General features: G+C 66.1%; 16 protein-coding genes and 1 pseudogene. 3 read left to right on the forward strand and 14 right to left on the reverse strand.

Annotated elements, in window-relative coordinates; genetic code table 11:
* The first annotated feature begins 78 nt into the window (after positions 1-78).
* The gene (locus FQS62_RS18960) at positions 79-819 is read left to right on the forward strand and encodes a proteasome-type protease (protein ID WP_164158801.1); all 741 of its coding nucleotides are present in this window, start codon (positions 79-81) and stop codon (positions 817-819) included.
* 80 nt (positions 820-899) lie between these two features.
* Here FQS62_RS18960 and FQS62_RS18965 read toward each other — a convergent pair whose 3' ends face one another.
* From FQS62_RS18965 to FQS62_RS18980, 4 genes are all read right to left on the reverse strand, one after another.
* On the reverse strand, positions 900-2,411 hold the full coding sequence (locus FQS62_RS18965) for an ATP-binding response regulator (protein WP_057499318.1): 1,512 nt from the start codon (positions 2,409-2,411) through the stop codon (positions 900-902).
* Between the two features lie 4 nt (positions 2,412-2,415).
* Positions 2,416-2,856: a response regulator gene (locus FQS62_RS18970; RefSeq protein WP_005411057.1), complete on the reverse strand. Its 441-nt coding sequence runs from the start codon at positions 2,854-2,856 to the stop codon at positions 2,416-2,418.
* Positions 2,853-4,670, reverse strand: coding sequence for a sensor histidine kinase (locus tag FQS62_RS18975; RefSeq protein ID WP_208043864.1), 1,818 nt, complete (start codon positions 4,668-4,670; stop codon positions 2,853-2,855). The genes FQS62_RS18970 and FQS62_RS18975 overlap by 4 nt, the downstream gene beginning before the upstream one ends.
* A 232-nt stretch (positions 4,671-4,902) precedes the next feature.
* The gene (locus FQS62_RS18980; RefSeq protein WP_049447825.1) at positions 4,903-5,286 is read right to left on the reverse strand and encodes a BON domain-containing protein; all 384 of its coding nucleotides are present in this window, start codon (positions 5,284-5,286) and stop codon (positions 4,903-4,905) included.
* 170 nt (positions 5,287-5,456) lie between these two features.
* On the opposite strand from FQS62_RS18980, the gene FQS62_RS18985 reads away from it, so the two are divergent.
* A complete protein-coding gene (locus FQS62_RS18985) occupies positions 5,457-6,500 on the forward strand; it encodes an oxidoreductase (protein ID WP_099589342.1) in 1,044 nt (347 codons plus the stop codon).
* An 18-nt stretch (positions 6,501-6,518) separates the two neighbouring features.
* Here FQS62_RS18985 and FQS62_RS18990 read toward each other — a convergent pair whose 3' ends face one another.
* The 9 genes from FQS62_RS18990 to FQS62_RS19030 form a co-directional block, all read right to left on the reverse strand.
* Positions 6,519-7,433, reverse strand: coding sequence for an IS110-like element ISStma6 family transposase (locus tag FQS62_RS18990; protein WP_088481082.1), 915 nt, complete (start codon positions 7,431-7,433; stop codon positions 6,519-6,521).
* A 386-nt stretch (positions 7,434-7,819) separates the two neighbouring features.
* Positions 7,820-8,725 carry a phosphogluconate dehydrogenase (NAD(+)-dependent, decarboxylating) gene (gnd, locus tag FQS62_RS18995; protein WP_049447827.1) on the reverse strand — a complete coding sequence of 302 codons (906 nt, stop codon included), beginning with the start codon at positions 8,723-8,725 and terminating at the stop codon, positions 7,820-7,822.
* Positions 8,726-8,735: 10 nt separating this feature from the next.
* Positions 8,736-9,974 (reverse strand): hypothetical protein, encoded by a 1,239-nt coding sequence (locus tag FQS62_RS19000; RefSeq protein ID WP_049447838.1) that lies wholly within the window; start codon positions 9,972-9,974, stop codon positions 8,736-8,738.
* Positions 9,975-9,991: 17 nt separating this feature from the next.
* A complete protein-coding gene (locus FQS62_RS19005; RefSeq protein WP_049447828.1) occupies positions 9,992-10,582 on the reverse strand; it encodes a DUF2242 domain-containing protein in 591 nt (196 codons plus the stop codon).
* Between the two features lie 242 nt (positions 10,583-10,824).
* Positions 10,825-13,002: a carboxy terminal-processing peptidase gene (locus FQS62_RS19010; protein WP_049447829.1), complete on the reverse strand. Its 2,178-nt coding sequence runs from the start codon at positions 13,000-13,002 to the stop codon at positions 10,825-10,827.
* Positions 13,003-13,257: 255 nt separating this feature from the next.
* A complete protein-coding gene (gene lipA, locus FQS62_RS19015) occupies positions 13,258-14,268 on the reverse strand; it encodes a lipoyl synthase (RefSeq protein ID WP_049447830.1) in 1,011 nt (336 codons plus the stop codon).
* A gap of 18 nt (positions 14,269-14,286) precedes the next feature.
* Entirely contained in the window at positions 14,287-14,997 is a 711-nt protein-coding gene (lipB, locus tag FQS62_RS19020; RefSeq protein WP_049447831.1) for a lipoyl(octanoyl) transferase LipB, read from the reverse strand.
* Positions 14,985-15,263, reverse strand: a complete 279-nt coding sequence (locus FQS62_RS19025; RefSeq protein WP_005411067.1) for a YbeD family protein — start codon at positions 15,261-15,263, stop codon at positions 14,985-14,987. Before FQS62_RS19025 ends, lipB begins: the two co-directional genes overlap by 13 nt.
* Before the next feature lie 169 nt (positions 15,264-15,432).
* Positions 15,433-16,425, reverse strand: a complete 993-nt coding sequence (locus FQS62_RS19030; RefSeq protein WP_049447832.1) for a CsgG/HfaB family protein — start codon at positions 16,423-16,425, stop codon at positions 15,433-15,435.
* Positions 16,426-16,766: 341 nt separating this feature from the next.
* Between FQS62_RS19030 and FQS62_RS19035 the strand changes: the two genes are divergently transcribed.
* A complete protein-coding gene (locus FQS62_RS19035; protein WP_208043711.1) occupies positions 16,767-17,840 on the forward strand; it encodes a lipid A deacylase LpxR family protein in 1,074 nt (357 codons plus the stop codon).
* Between the two features lie 124 nt (positions 17,841-17,964).
* Here the strand turns inward: FQS62_RS19035 and FQS62_RS19040 are convergent.
* Positions 17,965-19,184, reverse strand: a pseudogene (locus tag FQS62_RS19040) (D-alanyl-D-alanine carboxypeptidase family protein).
* Positions 19,185-19,256 lie beyond the last annotated feature (72 nt).

The raw sequence follows: 19,256 nt of genomic DNA on the forward strand, positions 1-19,256 counted from the left end.
CGGCACTTGGGGGGCGTGGACATGCCGTCGTCACGGCGGCCTGCCTACAATCCGGGACGCACATGATAGGGCACCGACATGACCTATTGCGTTGGAATCGAGGTGGACGAGGGCCTGGTCTTCGCTGCCGACACCCGGACCAATGCCTCGCTGGACGATGTGCGCGTGCATCGCAAGCTGCACGTGTTCGAGTACCCCGGCCAGGCAGCCTACGTGCTGATGGCGGCTGGCAACCTGGCCACCACCCAGCTGCTGGTGTCGCGCCTGGGGCGCGACGCTGGTGAACGGCGCACGCCCAACCTGCGCGACATGACCCATCTGTTCGAAGCTGCCGAGTACGTCGGCCAGCTGCTGGTGGACAGCCAGGTGCACAGCAGCCACAGCGAACACGGCCATGACGGGGTCAACACCCAGGCCACACTGATCTTCGGCGGCCAGATCGCCGGCGAGCGGCCTGGGCTGTACATGATCTACCCGCTCGGCAACGCCATCGCCGCTTCGCCGGAAACGCCCTACCTGCAGATCGGTGAGTCCAAGTACGGCAAGCCGATCCTCGACCGCATCCTCAGCCCGGCCACGCGCCTGGAGGATGCCGCGCGCACGGCAATCGTCTCGCTGGACTCCACCATCCGTTCCAACCTGTCGGTGGGCCTGCCGATCGATCTCGCTCTGCTGCGCGACGGCGAGCTGCGCATCGGCCAGCAGCTGCGCCTGGGCGCGGATTCGGCGTTGTATGCCGACATCCACCAGAACTGGTCGCGGCGGCTGGAACAGGCGGTGGACGCCCTGCCGCGATTCCCCTGGGAAACCGTGCTGTAGAGCCGAGCCCATGCTCGGCTGTCGAGGTCAATGCGAACAGCAGCCGAGCATGGGCTCGGCTCTACAGAACCCCAGCGGCATCAGCCCAGCGCTTCGGCCACCGCGCGGAACACCTGCTGCATCTGCAGCGGCTTGCGCAGCACGTGCACCTGCACGCCAGCGGGGAATGCATCGGCCGCCACCTCCACCGCTGCGTCTTCCAGCACCAGCGCCGGGCCGCGATAGCCCAGTGCTGCCATCTCGCCCAGCAACTGGCTGGCCGGCAGCAGCTTGGAGCCGGCGTCGGCAATGACCAGGGCCGGCAACGCCTCCTGCTGCATCCAGCGCAGCGCGGCCGGGCCGTCGGACGCCAGCTGCAGCTGGTAACCCTGGCTGGACAGCGCATTGCCCAGCAGCGAAAGGCGGGTGGCCTCACCATCGACCACCAGGATCGACTGGCCGCTGCCCAGCGCTACCAGCTGCTCGATCGGCTCGCTGCCATCAATGGCGTCGTGCATCGGGAGCCGCAGTTCGAAGCAGGTGCCCTGCCCCGGCTGGCTGCTGACGTGGATGCTGCCGCCGGCGCCTTCAACAATGCGCTTGCAGGAGATCAGGCCCAGGCCGGTGCCATCGGCCTTGGTGGTGAAGAACGGATTGAACAGATGCGACAGTGTGTCCGCATCCATGCCGATCCCTTCGTCGGCCACCCGGATGTGCATCCAGTCCACGCCATCGCGCTGGCCGGCATGGCTGGCAGTGAGGCTCAAGCGGCCCCCGTTCGGCATCGCCTGGATCGCATTGAGCGCCAGGTTCAACATCACCTGCTGCAGTTCGGTGTAGTTGGCGTCGACCACCAGGCCCTCGTCCTGCACCTGCAGTTCCAACCGCACCGCATCGGGCACGTTGCTGCGCAACAGCAGCGCCACCGCATCGAACAGGCCATCGATCTCGATGCGCTCGCTCGGCTTGCGCGAGCCGCGCACGAACGACAACATCGATTCGGCCATCTCGTGCCCACGTCGGCCGCACTCGGCGATGACATCGGCCAGGTGGTGCAGCTGCGGATCTTCGGTACGCGCCTTCAGCAGGTCCGGCATGATCAGCAGCGGCTGCAGGATGTTACGCAGGTCGTGGCTGAGGCCGGCGGCGAGCAGCGACAGGCTTTCCAGGCGCTGCGCGCGCATCAGTTCGGTTTCCACCCGTGCGCGCTCTATGGCGCTGCGGGCATCGCGGATCGCACGCGCCACCGCCGACGGCAGGCGCGCCGGCAGGTGCTTGATGATGTAATCGTTGGCGCCCTTCTGCAGGGCCGCCACCGCGTTCTCCTCACCCATGGTGCCGGAGACGAAGATGAAGGGCACTTCCGGTGAGGTCTCGCGTACGATGCGCAGCGCGTCGTCACCGGAGAACCCCGGCATGCTCAGGTCGGACAGCACGATGTCCGGCTGGAACGCTGCCAGTGCCTGGCGTAGTTCAGCCTCGCTCTCGACCCGCTCGAAGCGGGCGTCCAGCCCCGCATCGAGCATCTGTTCGGACATCAGCTCGGCATCTTCCGGTGAGTCCTCCACCAGCAGGATGCGCAGCGCCCCCAGGGCGGGACCGGTCAAGGGCATGGGCTCACTCGAGTTCCGGTGCCTGGTTGATCAACGCCCAGAACTTGCCCAGGGTCTGCACCGCGCCGAAGAACTGGTCCACATCCACGGGCTTGACCACATAAGCGTTCACGCCCATGTCCCAGCTGCGGGCCAGGTCGCTTTCCTCGCGCGAAGACGACAGGATCACCACCGGCAGGCGCTTGAGCTCTTCATGCTCGCGGATCTGCCGCAGCACTTCCAGGCCATCCATGCGCGGCATCTTGATGTCCAGCAGCAGCACCGCCGGCAGGCCTTCCTCGCGGTTGGCGAAGGCACCGCGGCGCAACAGGTAGTCCATCACTTCCACGCCATCCTCGACGTGCACGATGGGGTTGGCCAGACGCGCCTCTTCCAGGGCGTCGATCGCCATTTCGGCATCAGCCGGGCTGTCTTCGGCGAGAAGAATGGTGCGCAGAGTGGTCATGCAGAAGGCCCTTGTTTGTCCGCATCGATCGCGGGAGGCAGGTAGAAGTGGAAGGTGGCGCCGACGTCCGGTTCGGCCTCGGCCCAGATGCGGCCGCCATGGCGGGTCAGCACGCGGCGCACGCTGGCCAGGCCGATGCCGGTTCCCGGATAGTCGCTGGCCTTGTGCAGGCGCTGGAAGACACCAAACAGCTTGCCGGCGTAGGCCATGTCAAAGCCTGCACCATTGTCGCTGACCGTGAACTGATGACCGCCGTCAGGCTGCGGCTGGTAGTCCACGCGGATCTTTGCCGGTTCGCGGTTGCCCGAGTACTTCACCGCGTTGCCCAGCAGGTTCAGCCAGACCTGGCGGATCATGTTCTCATCGCCCACCACGATCGGCAGCGGCGCGATGCTCCACTCCACATGGTGCGCACGGCCGCTGCTTTCGGCCTCGGCCTGCAGGTTGGAATCGAGCATGGCGCGGGTATCGGCCACCAGCGACTGCATGTCCACCGTCTGCTGGCGCATTGCCGCGCGGCCCAGCCGCGAATAGACCAGCAGGTCATCAATCAGTGTCGCCATGCGCCGCGCCGAACTGGAGATCACCTCCAGGTAATGGCGGCTCTTGTCATCGGCGGCGTCGCCGAGATGGCGTGACAGTTTGTCGGAGAATCCAGCAACGTGACGCAGCGGCGCGCGCAGATCGTGCGAGACCGAATAGCTGAAGGCTTCCAGCTCCCTGTTGACCTCGGACACCTGCGCAACCTTGCCTTCCAGCTGGCGGTTCAGTTCCTCCACCCGCAGCTGCACGGCACGCTGCACGGTGACGTCGCTGACGGTGAGCAGCACCACTTCGTCGTCGGTGTCCGGCAGCGGCATGCGCCGCGCGTTGAGCAGCATGTAGCGCACCATGCCATCGGCGGCACGCTGCTCATGCTCGAAATCCCAGAGTTCGCGGCCACGCAGCAGCACATCGGACAATCGCTGGCGCATCACCGGGTCTTTCCAGGCGCCATCGCCGACGGTGTCCAGCAACAGGCCATCGGCGCGCTCATCCTGCAGTCCATACAGCTCGGCGAAAGCCGGATTGTGCAGCTGCACGCGCAGGTCGCGGTCAAGCAGCACAATGGGTTCGCGCACGGTCTGCAGCACCGAGGCTGCACGTGCGGCCGAACGCAGCGACTGCCGTTCGGCATGCAGGCGGCGGCCGATCTGTCGTTGCAGCAGCCACAGCACGAGGCCAAGCAGGGCCAACTGCACCACCAACGAACTCCACGACACCAGCTCGGTCTGCCTGCGCTGGCGAGCGGCCTGCTCGGCGCGCTGTGTCAGCAGTTTCTGTTCGCTGGCCTGCAGCTCCTCCACCAGGCCACGGATCGGATAACGCGTGCTCAGGTCCTGCACCAGCTCGCGCTGATCACTGTTGGGCTCGGACTTTGCCAGTTCGCGGGCAAGCGCCATACGGCCTTCCAGCATCGACTCGATGCGGCCGATGCGGATCAACTGCTCAGGATTGTCGCGGGTCATCCGTCCCAGTTCGGCCAGACGACCGGGGAGCTCATTGGCCTTGGCCATGCGTTCGCGCAGGCCCGGCGCGTCCACACCCTTGGACAGGGTCAGCGCAGCCGATTCGACATCGCGCACATCGGCCTGCAGCTGCTGCAGGGCCACACCGACGGCCTGGGTATGGTTGACCCAGGCCATCGCGTCTTCGCTGTCCTGCTGCAGGTGGCGCAGGGTCAACCACGGCACCACGATGATCGCGGCAGCGGCCAGCGCCAAAGCCGGCAACCGCCAGCGGTCCCAGATGTCGTCACTGAAAACCAGCGCCATAGTTCCTCGTCAGCACAGCCGCAAAGCGTCTGCCGTTACCGGCCCCCACTGCGGCGGAACCGGCAATATAGCGCAGGCGGTCACAACTCTGGAATTTCCAGCGCGGCTGGCTGAACGGGTTCGGAATTCGATGCTGTAGAGCCGAGCCCACGCTCGGCTGCCTTGGAGTTCCAGCCGAGCATGGCTCGGCTCTACAGGTCAGTGGGCGCCCCGCATGGGGCGCCCACAGGGATCAGCGCTTGGCGGCAGCGCTGACCTTCAATGCTGCGGCATCGACGCGGGTCACGCCCTTGATGCCCTTGGCGGTGGTCACCGCCTTGTCCTTCTCGGCCTGGCTCGCCACGGCGCCACTGAGGCTGACCACGCCATTCACGGTTTCCACCTTGATTTCAGTGCCCGGAACGTTGCTGCTGGCCAGCAGATCGGCCTTCACCTTGGTGGTGATCCAGGTATCGGTTACCGGCTCGTTGGAGTCGTGGCGATCAGCATGGGTCGCCGGATGGGTGCTGGTCGGCGGGCTCTTGGCAGCCGGATCCTTGGCGAATGCGGCGGAGGAAGACAGCGCCAGGCCCAGAGTCAGGGCGGAAGCAATCAGCGTACGGGTGGTATTGCTCATCGTGTCGTACTCCTTTGGTGTGTGCTGCCAGTCTGGACAAGCGCACGTGGAGCAGGCGTGGCGTTGCGGTCATGCCGCCGTGAATCGAAACGTTTCCAACGGCAACGGTTCAGTTTTGGCCTGCCACGGCCCGTCGTTTACCCTGCCCTTCCCACTGCCGGAACTCTGCCATGCGCCCCGACCTGCAACTGGCCCTGATCGGTTATGGCCTTGCCGGCCGCGTCTTCCATGCACCGCTGATCCAGCACACGCCGGGCCTGGTGCTGCACAGCATTGTCAGTTCGCAACGCGACACCCTGCTGCGCGCGTTCAGCGACGTACACGTGCGCGCTACGCCGCAAGAGGTGTTCGACGATCCAGCAGTGGATGCGGTGGTGATCGCCACACCGAACCAACAGCACGCCCCGCTTGCGATCGCAGCGTTGGCCGCCGGCAAGCACGTGCTGGTCGACAAGCCATTCGCGCTCGATGTCGCGGAAGCAGAAACGGTGCTGGCTGCCGCACGCGATGCCGGACGCATCGCCACCGTGTTCCAGAACCGGCGCTTCGATGCGGATTTCCTCACCCTGCAGGCGCTGCTGGCCGAAGGCACGCTCGGCGACGTGGCCGAATGCCACGCCCACTTCGACCGTTACCGCCCGCAGGTGCGCGAGCGCTGGCGCGAACAGGACGGCCCGGGAAGCGGCCTGTGGTACGACCTTGGCCCGCACCTGCTGGACCAGATGCTGGTGCTGTTCGGCTGGCCCGAGGCGGTCGATGCCGATCTGGCCGTACAGCGCGAAGGTGGTACCGGCATCGACTACTTCCACGCCGTGCTGCACTACCCACGGCATCGCGCGATCATCCATTCCGGTTCGCTGGTTGCAGCGCAGACGCCGCACTTCAGCGTGCATGGCAGCAAGGCCAGCTGGATCAAGCACGGTCTGGACGTGCAGGAGGCACAGCTGCGCCGCAGTGTGGCACCCGGTGCGCCGGGCTGGGGGATCGACCCGCGGCATGGTGAGCTGGTGCGCTGCGACGCCGAGGACAATGTGCAGCGCAGCACTGTGGACAACCGGCCGGGCGACTACCGGCGGTTGTATGCGCAGTTCGCGGCGGCGATGCATGGCGATGGCGAGCCAACGGTGAGCGCGGTACAGGCGCTGCAGCTGATGCGGTTGCTGCAGGCCGGCATGGACAGCGCGCGTGAAGGCCGACGGGTCGCGTTGGACTGACCAGTAGCAACTGTCTTGTCAGGGGCAGCCGAGGGCCACCTCGGCGTCCCGCTTACGGGCGTTGAGGATCACCAGCATTTTGCGCATGACCGCCACGAGCGCCACCTTGCTCGCTTTGCCCTTGGCCTTCAGGCCAGCGTAAAACGCGCGCAGTCCTGGCTCGTACCGGATGGCCGTCAGGGCCGCCATGTAAAGGGCTTCGCGTACTACTGCGCGCCCACCACTGATCCGCCGTTGGCCCTGCCAGGTGCCACTTTCGCGGTTCATTGGGGCCAACCCCACCAGCGATGCTATGGCTTTGCTTCCCAAGCTGCCCAGTTCGGGCAATTCGCAGGCCAGTGTGCTGATCAGGATGGGGCCGACGCCTTTGAGCGTGCCGATATTCTTCCAGCCAGGCTGTCCCTCAAGCTGCTCGGCAATAGCTTTATCCAGTTGCTTCAGGTCGTCAGATAGCTGGGCTATATGGCGTTGCTTCATCGCAATCAGATCCGGATCGACCAATCGCCGCAAGCGCTGCATCTCACTGACCCGCATCTGCACCAGATGCCTGCGGCATTGCGCAAATTCAGCCAGACGCTGCTGCCAAGGGGCAGGCGGTACGTAGCGGGTCAGCGGCAACAAATGGGCCATCTGCGCCAGCACTGTCGCATCGAGCCGATCGGTCTTGGCGGCACGGCCCGTGCCTTGGGCAAATCGCCGTGCACGCGCCGGATTGATTCGCACCATCGGCAGGCCGGCGGCGTGCAATACATCCAGAGCAGCACGCTCGTAACCCCCGCTTGCCTCAAGAACGACCTGCTTGATCGGCCACGTCTTCAGCCACCGAATCAAGCGCACAAAGCCGCGCTTGTCGTTGCTGAATTGGCGAAACTGCTCTCCATGGACGACCACATCCAGCGTGGCTTTGCTCACATCGATCCCGATCCCAAACATGGCAGAACTCCGCTAGGCTGACAGGGTCGAGAGCTCTCCCCGCTTGCCCAGTCTTATCAGTTCGAGCGCCAACTCAACCAACTGTTCGGGCGGTTCAGGGAGAATCCGGCGTGGGGACCCAAGCTACTTCTCGGTCGCAAGACCTGGATCCACACGGTCGCCCACGCCGGGCTCTCGGCAGCCAAGGTGCCAGATCGGCAAGAGATAAGATCCACGCCATGCGTGGATGACGTGGCAACGATCGGAGAAGGCTTTTGTAGCGTCGAGCCATGCTCGACTGGCTGCATGGGGTCAGAGCCTTTTCCTTCAGAAAAGGATCCGACCCCGATCTGCCTGGGGTCGGATCCCTTCGGCAACGCCGAAGGGCTCTGACCCCACCGCGGTGCTTACGACTTCTTGATGGCGTGGCCGCCGAATTCGTTGCGCATCGCCGACAGCAGGCGGTCGGTGAACGAATTGGATTCGCGCGAGCGCAGGCGTTCCAGCAGCGACAAGGTGATCACCGGTGCCGGCACGTCGAGTGCGATCGCTTCGGCCACGGTCCAGCGACCTTCGCCGGAATCCTCCACGTACGGGGCGATGCCATCCAGCGACGGATTGCGCTTGAGCGCTTCGGTGCTCAGGTCCAGCAGCCAGGAACGCACCACGCTGCCGTGGCGCCAGACTTCGGCCACCTGGGCCAGGTCCAGCTCCATCTCCTGCTTGCGCTCCATCAGCGCGAAGCCTTCGGCATAGGCCTGCATCATTCCGTACTCGATGCCGTTGTGGACCATCTTGGTGAAGTGGCCAGCACCGGACGGGCCGACACGACCCCAGCCACGGTCTTCGGCCGGTGCCAGCGTGCGCAGCAGCGGTGCGATCTGCTCCACCACCGCCGCTTCGCCGCCGACCATCAGGCTGTAGCCTTCCTGCAGCCCCCACACGCCACCGCTGGTGCCGCAGTCAACATAGCCCAGGTCGTCCTCGGCCAGCGACTTGGCACGGCGGATCGAGTCCTGATAGTTGGAGTTGCCGCCGTCGATGACGATGTCACCCTCGGCCAGGTGCGGGGTCAGCTGGCCCAGCGTCTGGTCGACGGTCTCGCCGGCCGGCACCATCAGCCACACCACGCGCGGTACCGGCAGCGCAGCCACGGCAGCTGCCAGCGAATCCACCACGTCCAGGCCGGCCTCGGCGGCGCGCTGGCGGGCGCCTTCGCCCGGGTCGTAGCCAACGACGCGGTGGCCGCCGCGATGCAGGCGCTGGGCCATGTTGGCACCCATGCGGCCGAGGCCGATCATTGCAATGTCCATTGTTTCACCTTCATTTGGGGTCTAGGGTCAGGCTGCCTGGCCTGCCGGTAGCCGCGCAGTGGCGCAGCTGCGCCTCGCGCCAACGCCGGTAGAGCGTGGTATGCAGATTGTGCACCGCCAGATCGATCGAAAACGGCGTTCGTGGGTTGCGATCAAGCAGGCGGGCGACGTGGTAGCCGATGGGACGTATACCGCGTGGGTGCACATAGATCACGAACTGCTGGTAGAACGGATCGTCCAGCAGCTGGTCCATGCGTGCCAGCGTGGCGTGGTAGCGCGGTTCCAGCCGTGCACGAAGGTCCGCATCGCGCTCGAACAGCAGGCGCTCGAAGTAGCGCTGGCCGATGCGCGGGATGCCCTGCGCGAGTTTCCAGAGTTCGGCATTGCGCTGGTCGTACCAGGCCAGCCCACCGTGCATCGCCAGTGCCTGCGCAGCGTCCGCCCCCACATCGACCACCACGAAGTTCTCGGCCTGGTTGCTCAGGTCGTCCAGCATGCCCTTGTCGTACACATGCTCGATGAAACCAGGCACACCGACGAACGCCTGGCGCCCCATCGCCGAGGTACGCACTGCCTTGCCATCGGCGAAGAAATCGCCGGCATGCGCGCCAAGCAGGATGCTGTCGGTCCCATGCAGGGCGAGGAAGGTGCCGATCGACAGCTCATCCGCAGCGAACTCCGTATCGAATGCTGCATCGCCATACAGCTCGCGCTGGGTGGCCAGCTGCGCGACCTGGCGACCGACACCACATTCGGCACGCACGGCACCGCTGTAGAACGCCTGCAGCGCCTGGCTGTTGCCTGCACTGGGCACGAAGCCGCGGCCGAAACTGCGCGTGCGCTGCCAGCCTTGCGCGCGCGGCCCCTGCAGGCCGAAGCCGATCCAGCCCAGCTGCGGGCCGGAGAAGCGGAAGGTGGGGTTGGCCTGCAATGCCGAGGCTGCACGGTGCGTGGCTGCGCCCAGCTGGAAGGCATAGGCACAGACCGTCGCAGGGTCATCCAGCAGCTCCTGCAGCACTGCCTGGCGGGCCGCAGCGGGCATTCCGGCCGGCCACTGCACGCGCAGATCGCCCGCCGCCTGTGCTTCAGCCAGCGACGCGCGCGTGCATACCGGACCGCCATGCACCTGGGGTGTACTGACCATGGCCTCGTCGAAGCGCCATCCCAGCCGCTGCAGCAGGCCTTGCCTGCAGTCCGGCACCATGGACGCACTGCCCAGCGCAGGCGCCAGCAGCAGGGCCACGCCGATCAAACTGGCGCGCACCCTCAACCCTGGTCCGTGCTGGCCGGTGCAGGTTCCGGTGGTGCGGCCGGAGGTGGTGCGGGTGTGCCTGCAGTCGCCGGCAGGTACTGCTGCAGGCGCTGGAAGAAGCGCTGATAGAACCCGGCATCGGTGACCGTGCTGCTGGCCACTTTCACCAGCGAGTCGTCATTGCTGCCGAACGGCAGCGACACCGAGCCCAGCGCACCGACGCCGACACTGGCTGACGTTGGGCTCTTCTTCAGCGCATAGCGGTCCTGTACCGCGCTGACGAATACCAGCGTCTGGCTGCCACGCGGCGCGCAGGAAATGCGCAGCACCAGCTGCTCGTGGTCGTCTTCGCGCGGCTGGAAGTTCTTGTTGCCCTCCACCTGCGCTTCGTCGGAACGGGCGATGGCGTAGCCCTGGCTGAGCAGGGTGCGCCGCGCCGCTTCGCAGGCGTCGCCCGGGCGACCGTCGACCGTACGCGAGAACGTGTCGCCGGAATCGAAGGATTCGCGCAGCAACGTGCTGTCGGCGGCGCGGCCACCACAGGCCGACAGGATCAGGGCGCTGCCAAGCGCCACAACAGCACTGGAAAGACGGGAGGCCCGCATGGGTACTCCTGCGAGGACGTTGCCGCCAAGGGTAGTCCCGCGGCCGTGTGCGGCAGGTCGAAGCCAGCATGACCGGGTCACGCCGTTGCTGCCGGTTCATGCACGTAAAAGGGGACGGAGGGGATTAAGTCGTTTCCGGCACATGGCTCGCCGGGCATGGCCCGGCGCTACCGGGACGGAGGCGCCCAAACGAAAAGGGGCCGGCAATGCCGGCCCCTCGAATACACACGCGTCCTGCCGGCTCAGTCGGCCCAGCGACCGGCGCCGGTGGACTGCGGCAGCACCTGTGCCGACAGCGGGCGGTCATTGGCCAGCAGGTTCACGGCGTCGGCCAGGATCGAGGCCGACTCGCGCAGCAGCGGGTCCGGACGCTTCTCGGCAGCCTTCTCGCGCGCGGCATCCTTGACGATGTCACGCTCGTTGCCGGTCAGGCCGTCATCGCTGCTGTCATCGGCCAGCGGGTCCAGGGCCAGGCCCAGTTCCTTGCGCTGCACCTGGCGCTCCTTGCGCTGGGTGTCCTGGCGCTCACGCTCGGCGCGGCGGGTGGCCTCGTTGAGCGAGATGTACTTCTTCGCGGCCTCGGTGCGGAACTGCTGCACGTCTTCGTTCCACCACTGGAACTCCTTGTCAGTGGCGATGCGGGTGTCGTGGCGGGTTTCCAGCTTCGGCAGCAGCGGCGCGAAGTTGCCGTACTGGGTGTGAGGCACGGCGGCGATGCGGGTCCACGGCAACGCGTTGTCGTAGGTGCTCTCGCCGAATTCGGTGGCATCGACACTGGCCGGGAAGGCCAGGTCCGGCACCACACCCTTGTGCTGGGTGCTGCTGCCGCTGATGCGGAAGAACTGGGCAATGGTCAGCTTGACCTGGCCGAAGCGCTGGGTCTCGCCGCTCGGCCAACGGTCGAGGTCGACGATGTTCTGCACGGTGCCCTTGCCGAAGCTGGTCTCACCGATCACCAGGCCACGGCCGTAGTCCTGGATGGCGCCGGCGAAGATCTCCGACGCCGAGGCCGAACCGCGGTTGATCAGCACTGCCAGCGGGCCATCCCACGCCACGCCCTGGTTGCGGTCGCTGTTGACGGTGACGCGGCCACCGGACTCACGCACCTGCACCACCGGGCCCTGCTCGATGAACAGGCCGGTCAGTTCGATGGCTTCATCCAGCGAACCACCGCCGTTGTTGCGCAGGTCCAGCACCACGCCATCCAGCTTGTCGTTCTTGAAACCGGCCAGCAGCTTGGCCACGTCGCGGGTGGCCGAGGCGTAGTCGGCCGCATTGCGGCGACGGCCTTCGAAGTCCTGGTAGAAGGTCGGCAGCTTGATCACGCCGATCTTGCGTGCCGGCTCACCGTTGGCGGCCGGGATGGTCATGGTCTCGCCCTTGGCGGCCTGTTCGGCCAGGCGCACCTTCTGGCGGGTCAGCACCAGGGTGTGGTGCTTGCCGTCGGCACCTTCGGCAGCCGGAATGAATTCCAGCTTGACCTGGGTGTCCTTGGCGCCACGGATCTTGGCCACGACATCGTCGATGCGCCAGCCGATCACGTCCTCGACCAGACCGGACTTGCCCTGGCCAACGCCAACGATGCGGTCACCCGGCTTCAGCGTGCCGTCCACTGCGGCCGGACCACCGGCAATGATCTCGCGGATCACCACCACATCGTCCTGGCGCTGCAGCTGCGCACCGATGCCTTCCAGCGACAGCGACATCGCCTGGTTGAAGTTCTCGGCGGTGCGCGGAGTGAAGTAATCGGTATGCGGATCAACCGCGCTGGTGTACGAATTCATGAAGAACTGGAAGACGTCTTCGCCCTTCAGCTCGTTGACCGACTTCTCCAGCGTCGCGTAGCGCTTGTCCAGCGTCTTGCGGATGTCGTCCGGCTTCTTGCCGGCCAGCTTCAGGCGCAGCCAGTCGTTCTTGACCGATTTGCGCCACAGCTCATCCAGTTCGGCGCTGCTGGCCGCCCACGGCACCTTCTTGCGGTCGTATTCGAAGCGCTCGTCGGTGGTGAAATCCGGCTCCTGCTTGAGCAGCTTGCGCGCATAGGCCACGCGCTCGCCGACGCGCTGCTTGTAGACCGCGAACACCTGGAACGCCGGCTCCAGCTCGCCGCCACGGATGGCCGAGGAGATGTTGGCTTCGAACGGCGCGAAGCGCGCCACGTCGGCCTGGGTGAAGTATTGCTTGCCGCCGTCCAGCGTCTCCAGGTAGCGCTTGAACACGTCCTTGGAGGTGGCCTCGTCCAGCGCGCGCGGGCGGTAGGCGTAACGGCTGTCGGACAGCAGGCCGTACACCAGCTTGGAGGTGGTCACCTGATCGGCGGTGGCCGCCGCGGGCAATGCGGGCGAGTCGGCCTTGGCCGCCAACGCCAGCGGCGCGACCAGCGCCAGGGCCATCAGGAATGCGGGGGCTTTGAATTTCATTGACGTGCTCGAAGGCGCCTTGCCAAGGGGGAGACTGCGGGGTGTTAGGACACCACGACAGTGCCGAAAGTTGCCGGGTTTGTCACCCGGCGCGCTCGGTGGAAAACCAGCCTAGCCGGGCCGGTGTAGCAAATTGTGAATGCAGGCGAAGGCGTGCGGACCAACGATCCGCAGCCACCAGGATGGTGGTGACACCCATTGGCAGCGCCGGGCCATGGCTGGCGAAGGCGTACGGACCAACGGTCCGCACCCACCTCAGGAAATGCCGGCGCCCTTGGCCTGTACGTCGGCGTGGTACGAAGAGCGCACCATCGGGCCGGAGGCCACGTGGCTGAAGCCCAGCTCGTAGCCGTAGTCTTCCAGCGCCTTGTAGTCCTCGGGGGTCCAGTACTTCAGCACCGGGTGGTGGTGCGCGGTCGGCTGCAGGTACTGGCCGATGGTGATCATGTCCACGTCATGCGCGCGCAGGTCGCGCATGGTGGCCTTGATCTGTTCGAACTCCTCGCCCAGGCCCAGCATGATGCCGCTCTTGGTCGGCACCTCCGGATGCTGCGCCTTGAAGTTCTTCAGCAGGTTCAGCGACCACTGGTAGTCCGCGCCCGGACGCACGTTGCGGTACAGGTCCGGCACGGTTTCGATGTTGTGGTTGAACACATCCGGCGGGTTCTGCGCTAGGATCTCCAGCGCGCGCTCCATGCGGCCCTTGCCACGGAAGTCCGGGGTCAGCACTTCGATGCGGGTGCCCGGCGACTTCTCGCGAATGGCGGTGATGCAGTCGACGAAGTGCTGGGCACCGCCGTCGCGCAGGTCATCGCGGTCGACGCTGGTCACCACCACGTACTTCAGGCCCATGTCGGCCACGGTCTGGCCGAGGCTGGCCGGTTCGTTGGCGTCCGGCGGCTTCGGGCGGCCGTGGGCCACGTCGCAGAACGAGCAGCGGCGGGTGCAGACCTCGCCCAGGATCATGAAGGTGGCGGTGCCGTGGCCGAAGCACTCGTGGATGTTCGGGCAGCTGGCTTCCTCGCACACGGTCACCAGACGGTTCTCGCGCAGCTTGGCCTTCAGGTTCTGCACGGCATTGCCCGAGGGAATGCGCACGCGGATCCAGGACGGCTTGCGCAGCACCGGCGCGTCGGCGAACTGCACCGGCGAACGGTTGATCTTGTCACCGCCCAGCTGCTTGACCCCGGCCTGCAACGGCGCGGCGGACGGAGAGTCGCCCTGCACGATCTGCAGGGGAATGGAACGGGCGGTGGTTTCAGTCATGGCAGTTCCGGGGGGCGGTCAGGCGGCCGCAGAAAGATCAGGCAGTTCCGGCGTGTGCTGCAGCAGCAGGCCGAACTGGCGGGCCAGGTGGTCCAGCAGCACCGGCTTGACGGCATTCATCCCGGAGGGGCCGCCCAAGTCTACCACCGAGGTCACCTGCAACCCCTGATAGCCACAGGGGTTGATACGGTGGAAAGGTTCCAGGTCCATGGACACGTTGAACGCCAGGCCATGGAAGGTGCAGCCGCGTCGCACGCGGATGCCAAGCGCGGCAATCTTGGCGCCACCGACGTAGACGCCCGGGGCGCCCTCGCGGCGTTCGGCGCCGATGTTCCACTCGGCCAGGGTGTCGATGATGGCCTGCTCGATGCGACACACGTAATCGCGCACACCGATGCCCAGCCGCGGCAGACGCAGCAACGGATAGACCACGATCTGGCCGGGGCCGTGATAGGTCACCTGTCCGCCGCGGTCCACGTGCAGCACCGGGATCTCGCCCGGCGCCAGCACGTGCTCGTCCTTGCCGGCCTGGCCCAAGGTGAACACCGGGTCGTGCTCGACCACCCACAGCTCGTCGGCGTCGGCATCGCTGCGCTGGTCGGTGAAGCGCTGCATGGCCCGCCACACCGGCTCGTAAGCCTGACGGCCGAGGTCGCGGACCAGGGCCGGACGCGGCGCGCGGTCCTCGGGGGCGGCTTGGGCCGGGCAGTTGTCGGCTACAGCGTCCACTTCACTTCCGGGTGGTCACGCAGTGCCTGGTGCGCCAGGTCGTACTGTTCGCGGCTCTCGGCCTTGAACACGATGCGGACGGACACGTACTTGCCGTTGGACGAATGCTTCCAGCTGATGCGCTCATTGACGACATCAATACCGGCAGCCAGCAGCAGGCGGGGAAGCTCGTGCTCCAGGCCGCGGTTGGCCGGGCCCATTGCGCTGAGCTCGAACTGGCCGGGGAACTGGAAGCCGTGGTCGGGGTTGTCGGACTTGATTTCCATGGACCCATTATCGGGCCGCAGGGCAACAAACCCAAGAGTATTCATCAAAGTCAAAAGCGGCATAGGCGAGCCGCTGCGTTGCAGACGGCCTCCGCACTTGACGGAGCCGGCCCTTGCAGGCCGGTCCGGCAGGCGACGCGTGCCGGCACGGAACCGGCACGCGGGCGGCTTACTTGGCCGTTTCCATCAGGGTGGAATTGACCCAGCCCTTGTTGCCCATTTCGTCTTCCACTTCCCACATGGTGCCTTCCTTGACGCCGGTGGGGTACAGCAGCATGCCCGGCTCCAGCGAGCGCACCGGAGCGCCGGTGCCCTTGGCATTGGCCAGCAGGCGGCCGGCCTTGAGCATGGTCACAGCCTGGCCGGCATTGGCCGCCGAGGCATTGGCCGGCAGACCACCCAGCTCGGCCACCATGTTGGTGTAGGCCTGCAGATAGGCCAGGGTGATCACCTGGCCGATTTCGGTATTGGCATAGCCACCGACGCCCATTGCGCCGATGCCGCCACCGCCGAACAGGCCACCACCGGCGCCCCAGCCCAGATCGGTCTTCTTGGAGTTGCCCTCAACGATGGCCACCTGCTCGGAAGAGCGTACGTCGGTCAGGGTCAGGGTCACATCCGCGGTCTTGCTGCGGAAGTTCAGGCCGCCGACCACGGCGCCGGCCTTGCCGCCGATCAGGCCACCCAGCAGGCCACCAATGGCGTTGCCGCTGGCATTGCTGTTCTGCGAGATCAGGTCCGGCACCAGCACGTAGTCGGCGGCGCGGATCTGGCCCTTGCCGATGTTGGAACGACCACGCAGCTGGCCTTCGCTGGCCAGCGCGCGCTCGGCCTGGGCTGCGGCCATGCCGACGCCACGGTCCACCAGCGTGAAGCACTTGGATTTGTTGACGAAGACCTTGATGAGCTTCGAAGGCGCCGGCAACTGCTGGCCGGTCCACCAGTTCACCACGTCTTCCGGCTCGATCACCGAGATGGAACCCAGCGGCTTGGTGCAGACCGGAATCTCGGCCTGGCCCTTCTTGCTCTGTTCCTGGGCCGAGGTGCGGCTGTTGGCGAAGCTGTCGCGCAGACCCGCCGACGCCGGGGCACTGACGGCCACCAGACCGGCACCCAGCAGCGCGCAGGCCAGCACATGGGCGAGCGAATTCGATTTGTTCATATGAGTCATCCAGCACTTCGCCGACGGCGAAGCACAATCCATGGGTTGAGAAAGGGTCTGGGACCTGAATCCTTTGGCGACGCCCCCCAGGCGTCGGCGCAGAGAATAGGGCATGGACGGCCCCAACCACAACCGCAGCTGACTGAAGATGCTGATGCCGACACGCGTGGTCCGATCCCGCCACTCAACACCGCGCGATCCCGACCCACCTCATGTATCGCATTGTGTCAGGTGGACAATGTTGTTTTCGGAACAGACAAGTGACCGCCGTGTAGTCGTTTCAACCGCCGCCTGGGGGTACCGTGTCGCGGCATAAAACGACAAAAGAATCCGCCCCACCCATGAGCCCCCCTTCCCAACGCCGCCTCACGGCCCTCGGGCTGTCCGGCCTGCTCGCTGCCGCCCTCCCGCTTGCCGCCCAGGCCGCCGAACAATGTGGTCCGGACGCAATGCGCGACCACCCACCGCAGATCAACTTCCGCGTCGACAACGACCTGTTCGGTGGCCGCCACCAGGACCAGGGGTACACCAACGGCGCGCAGCTGACCCTGGTCTCGCCGAACCTGGTCGACTACACCGACGACCCGTGCCTGCCGCGCATGGCACGCTGGGTGAACCAGTATCTGGAAGGCCTGCACCCCGGCAGGTTCGAACAGCAGAACATGATCTTCAGCATCGGCCAGGGCATCTTCACCCCGGCCGATCCGGCCCGCCGCGATCTGATCAAGGATGACCGCCCCTATGCCGGTGTACTGATCGCCAGCTTCGGCTTCAACGCGCGCAGCGGCGACCGCCTGCAGACCACCCAGCTGACGCTGGGCGTGGTCGGCCCGTGGGCCCAGGGCAAGCAGGTGCAGGACGCGGTGCACAACATCCTGGGCGACAAGAAGTTCGAGGGCTGGGACAACCAGCTGCACAACGAGCCGCTGTTCATGCTGACCCACGAGCGCATGCGCCGCTGGCCGGCCGATGCCAGCATCAATGCCGGCGGCTGGGGTTGGGATGCGATCAGCCACTACGGTGGTGCGATCGGCAACCTGGAAACCAAGGCCAATGCCGGTGGCGAAGTGCGTTTCGGCTGGAAGCTGCCCGATGATTTCGGCAGCACGCCGTTGCGTCCGGCCGGTGAGAACACGGCGCCGACGCGTGGCGGTCGCCCCAATGGCTGGTCATGGCACATGTTCGTGACCACCGACGCGGCGTGGATGATCCGCGACATCACCCTGGACGGCAACACGTTCCGCAGCAGCCACAGCGTGGACAAGCGCCACGTGGTAGCCCAGGGCGGCTACGGCATGGCGCTGATGTACGGCCGCTGGAAGTTCGCGGTAGCGCGCTACCACAGCACCCGCGAGTTCTACGGCCAGCGCGAAGCCCCCGTGTTCGGCAGCTTCACCATCAGCCGCTCGCTGTAAGCGCCATTTGTAGAGTCGAGCCATGCTCGACTGCATTCAACCTCAGTCGAGCATGGCTCGACTCTGCAAAACGGAAAAGGCCGGCATTCGCCGGCCTTTTCCGTTCACCACGCCAGGGCGTGGATCATTCCGATTCCCACCACATCCAGAAGCTGTCCCACAGGCGCTTGAAGAAGCCAGCCTGTTCGACGGCGGCCACGGCCACCAGCGGTGCCTCAGCGATGACCTTGCCATCCAGGGTGACTTTCACGGTGCCGATCTGCTGGCCGGCGGTGAACGGTGCTTCCAGGGTCTTGGGCACGTCGATGCTCGGCTTCAGGTCGTTGTAGCGGCCGCGCGGCACGCTCACCAGCATCGGCTGGGCCACGCCCAGCTGCACCTTGTCGGTGGTGCCCTTCCAGACCTTGTGCTCGGCCACGGCCTTGCCCGGCTCGTACAGGCGGTGGGTCTCGAAGAAGCGGAAGCCCCAGTTCAACAGCGCAAGGCTGTCATCGGCACGCTGCTTCTCCGACGCACCGCCCAGCACAACGGCAATCAGGCGCTGGTCGCCACGCTGGGCCGAGCTCATCAGGCAGTAGCCGGCTTCGGAGGTGTGGCCGGTCTTGATGCCATCGACGCTGCCATCGCGCCACAGCAGCAGGTTGCGGTTCGGCTGCTTGATGTTGCCGACCTGGAATTCCTTGATCTTGTTGTACGCGTAGGTTTCCGGGTAATCACGCACCATCGCGCGGCCCAGCAGCGCCAGGTCGTAGGCGGTGCTGTGGTGGCCCTGCGCGGTCAGGCCGTGGGCGTTGACGAAGTGCGAGTCCTTCATGCCGATCTTGGCGGCGTAGCTGTTCATCAGCGACGCAAAGGCTTCTTCGCTGCCGGCCACGTGCTCGGCCAGGGCAATCGCGGCGTCATTGCCGGACTGGATCGCCATGCCCTTTTCCATGTCTTCCAGGCGTGCAGTCTGGTTGACCGGGAATCCGCTGTAGCTGCCGTCGGTGCCGGCGCCACCTTCGCGCCAGGCGCGCTCGCTCATCATTACCTGGTCATCCGCACGGACCTTGCCGTTCTTGACCTCGGCGGCGATCACGTAGGACGTCATCACCTTGGTGATGCTGGCCGGAGCCAGCTGTTCGTGGACGTTCTCGCCAGCCAGTACCTGGCCGGTGGCGTAATCCATCAGGACCCAGGCCTTGGACACGCTCGGCGCCGGGGCCGGCGGAGTGGCGACGGTAGCCGGGGCGGCAGCGGCGGCGGCAGGCGCGGCGTGGCCGGGGTCGGCAGCGGGGTCTGGGCGGAAGCCAGGCCCACCACCAGGGTGGCGGCCAGGGCGGTGGCGGCGGAACGGAAATTCATTGGACAGCAGGCTCCAGGGGACGGCCGGGAATGGAGGGTGGAACGTAACGGCCATTGTAGGCCGGGGGAGCA

The organism is Stenotrophomonas sp. SBJS02 (assembly GCF_020428325.2).
GTDB classification, from domain to species: domain Bacteria; phylum Pseudomonadota; class Gammaproteobacteria; order Xanthomonadales; family Xanthomonadaceae; genus Stenotrophomonas; species Stenotrophomonas africana.

Bases quoted from the DNA above. Each gene is read 5' to 3' on its own strand.
- FQS62_RS18960 (WP_164158801.1), top strand. From the start codon at position 79: ATGACCTATTGCGTTGGAATCGAGGTGGACGAGGGCCTGGTCTTCGCT.
- FQS62_RS18965 (WP_057499318.1), bottom strand. From the start codon at position 2,411: ATGCCCTTGACCGGTCCCGCCCTGGGGGCGCTGCGCATCCTGCTGGTG.
- FQS62_RS18970 (WP_005411057.1), bottom strand. From the start codon at position 2,856: ATGACCACTCTGCGCACCATTCTTCTCGCCGAAGACAGCCCGGCTGAT.
- FQS62_RS18975 (WP_208043864.1), bottom strand. From the start codon at position 4,670: ATGGCGCTGGTTTTCAGTGACGACATCTGGGACCGCTGGCGGTTGCCG.
- FQS62_RS18980 (WP_049447825.1), bottom strand. From the start codon at position 5,286: ATGAGCAATACCACCCGTACGCTGATTGCTTCCGCCCTGACTCTGGGC.
- FQS62_RS18985 (WP_099589342.1), top strand. From the start codon at position 5,457: ATGCGCCCCGACCTGCAACTGGCCCTGATCGGTTATGGCCTTGCCGGC.
- FQS62_RS18990 (WP_088481082.1), bottom strand. From the start codon at position 7,433: ATGTTTGGGATCGGGATCGATGTGAGCAAAGCCACGCTGGATGTGGTC.
- gnd (WP_049447827.1), bottom strand. From the start codon at position 8,725: ATGGACATTGCAATGATCGGCCTCGGCCGCATGGGTGCCAACATGGCC.
- FQS62_RS19005 (WP_049447828.1), bottom strand. From the start codon at position 10,582: ATGCGGGCCTCCCGTCTTTCCAGTGCTGTTGTGGCGCTTGGCAGCGCC.
- FQS62_RS19010 (WP_049447829.1), bottom strand. From the start codon at position 13,002: ATGAAATTCAAAGCCCCCGCATTCCTGATGGCCCTGGCGCTGGTCGCG.
- lipA (WP_049447830.1), bottom strand. From the start codon at position 14,268: ATGACTGAAACCACCGCCCGTTCCATTCCCCTGCAGATCGTGCAGGGC.
- FQS62_RS19025 (WP_005411067.1), bottom strand. From the start codon at position 15,263: ATGGAAATCAAGTCCGACAACCCCGACCACGGCTTCCAGTTCCCCGGC.
- FQS62_RS19030 (WP_049447832.1), bottom strand. From the start codon at position 16,425: ATGAACAAATCGAATTCGCTCGCCCATGTGCTGGCCTGCGCGCTGCTG.
- FQS62_RS19035 (WP_208043711.1), top strand. From the start codon at position 16,767: ATGAGCCCCCCTTCCCAACGCCGCCTCACGGCCCTCGGGCTGTCCGGC.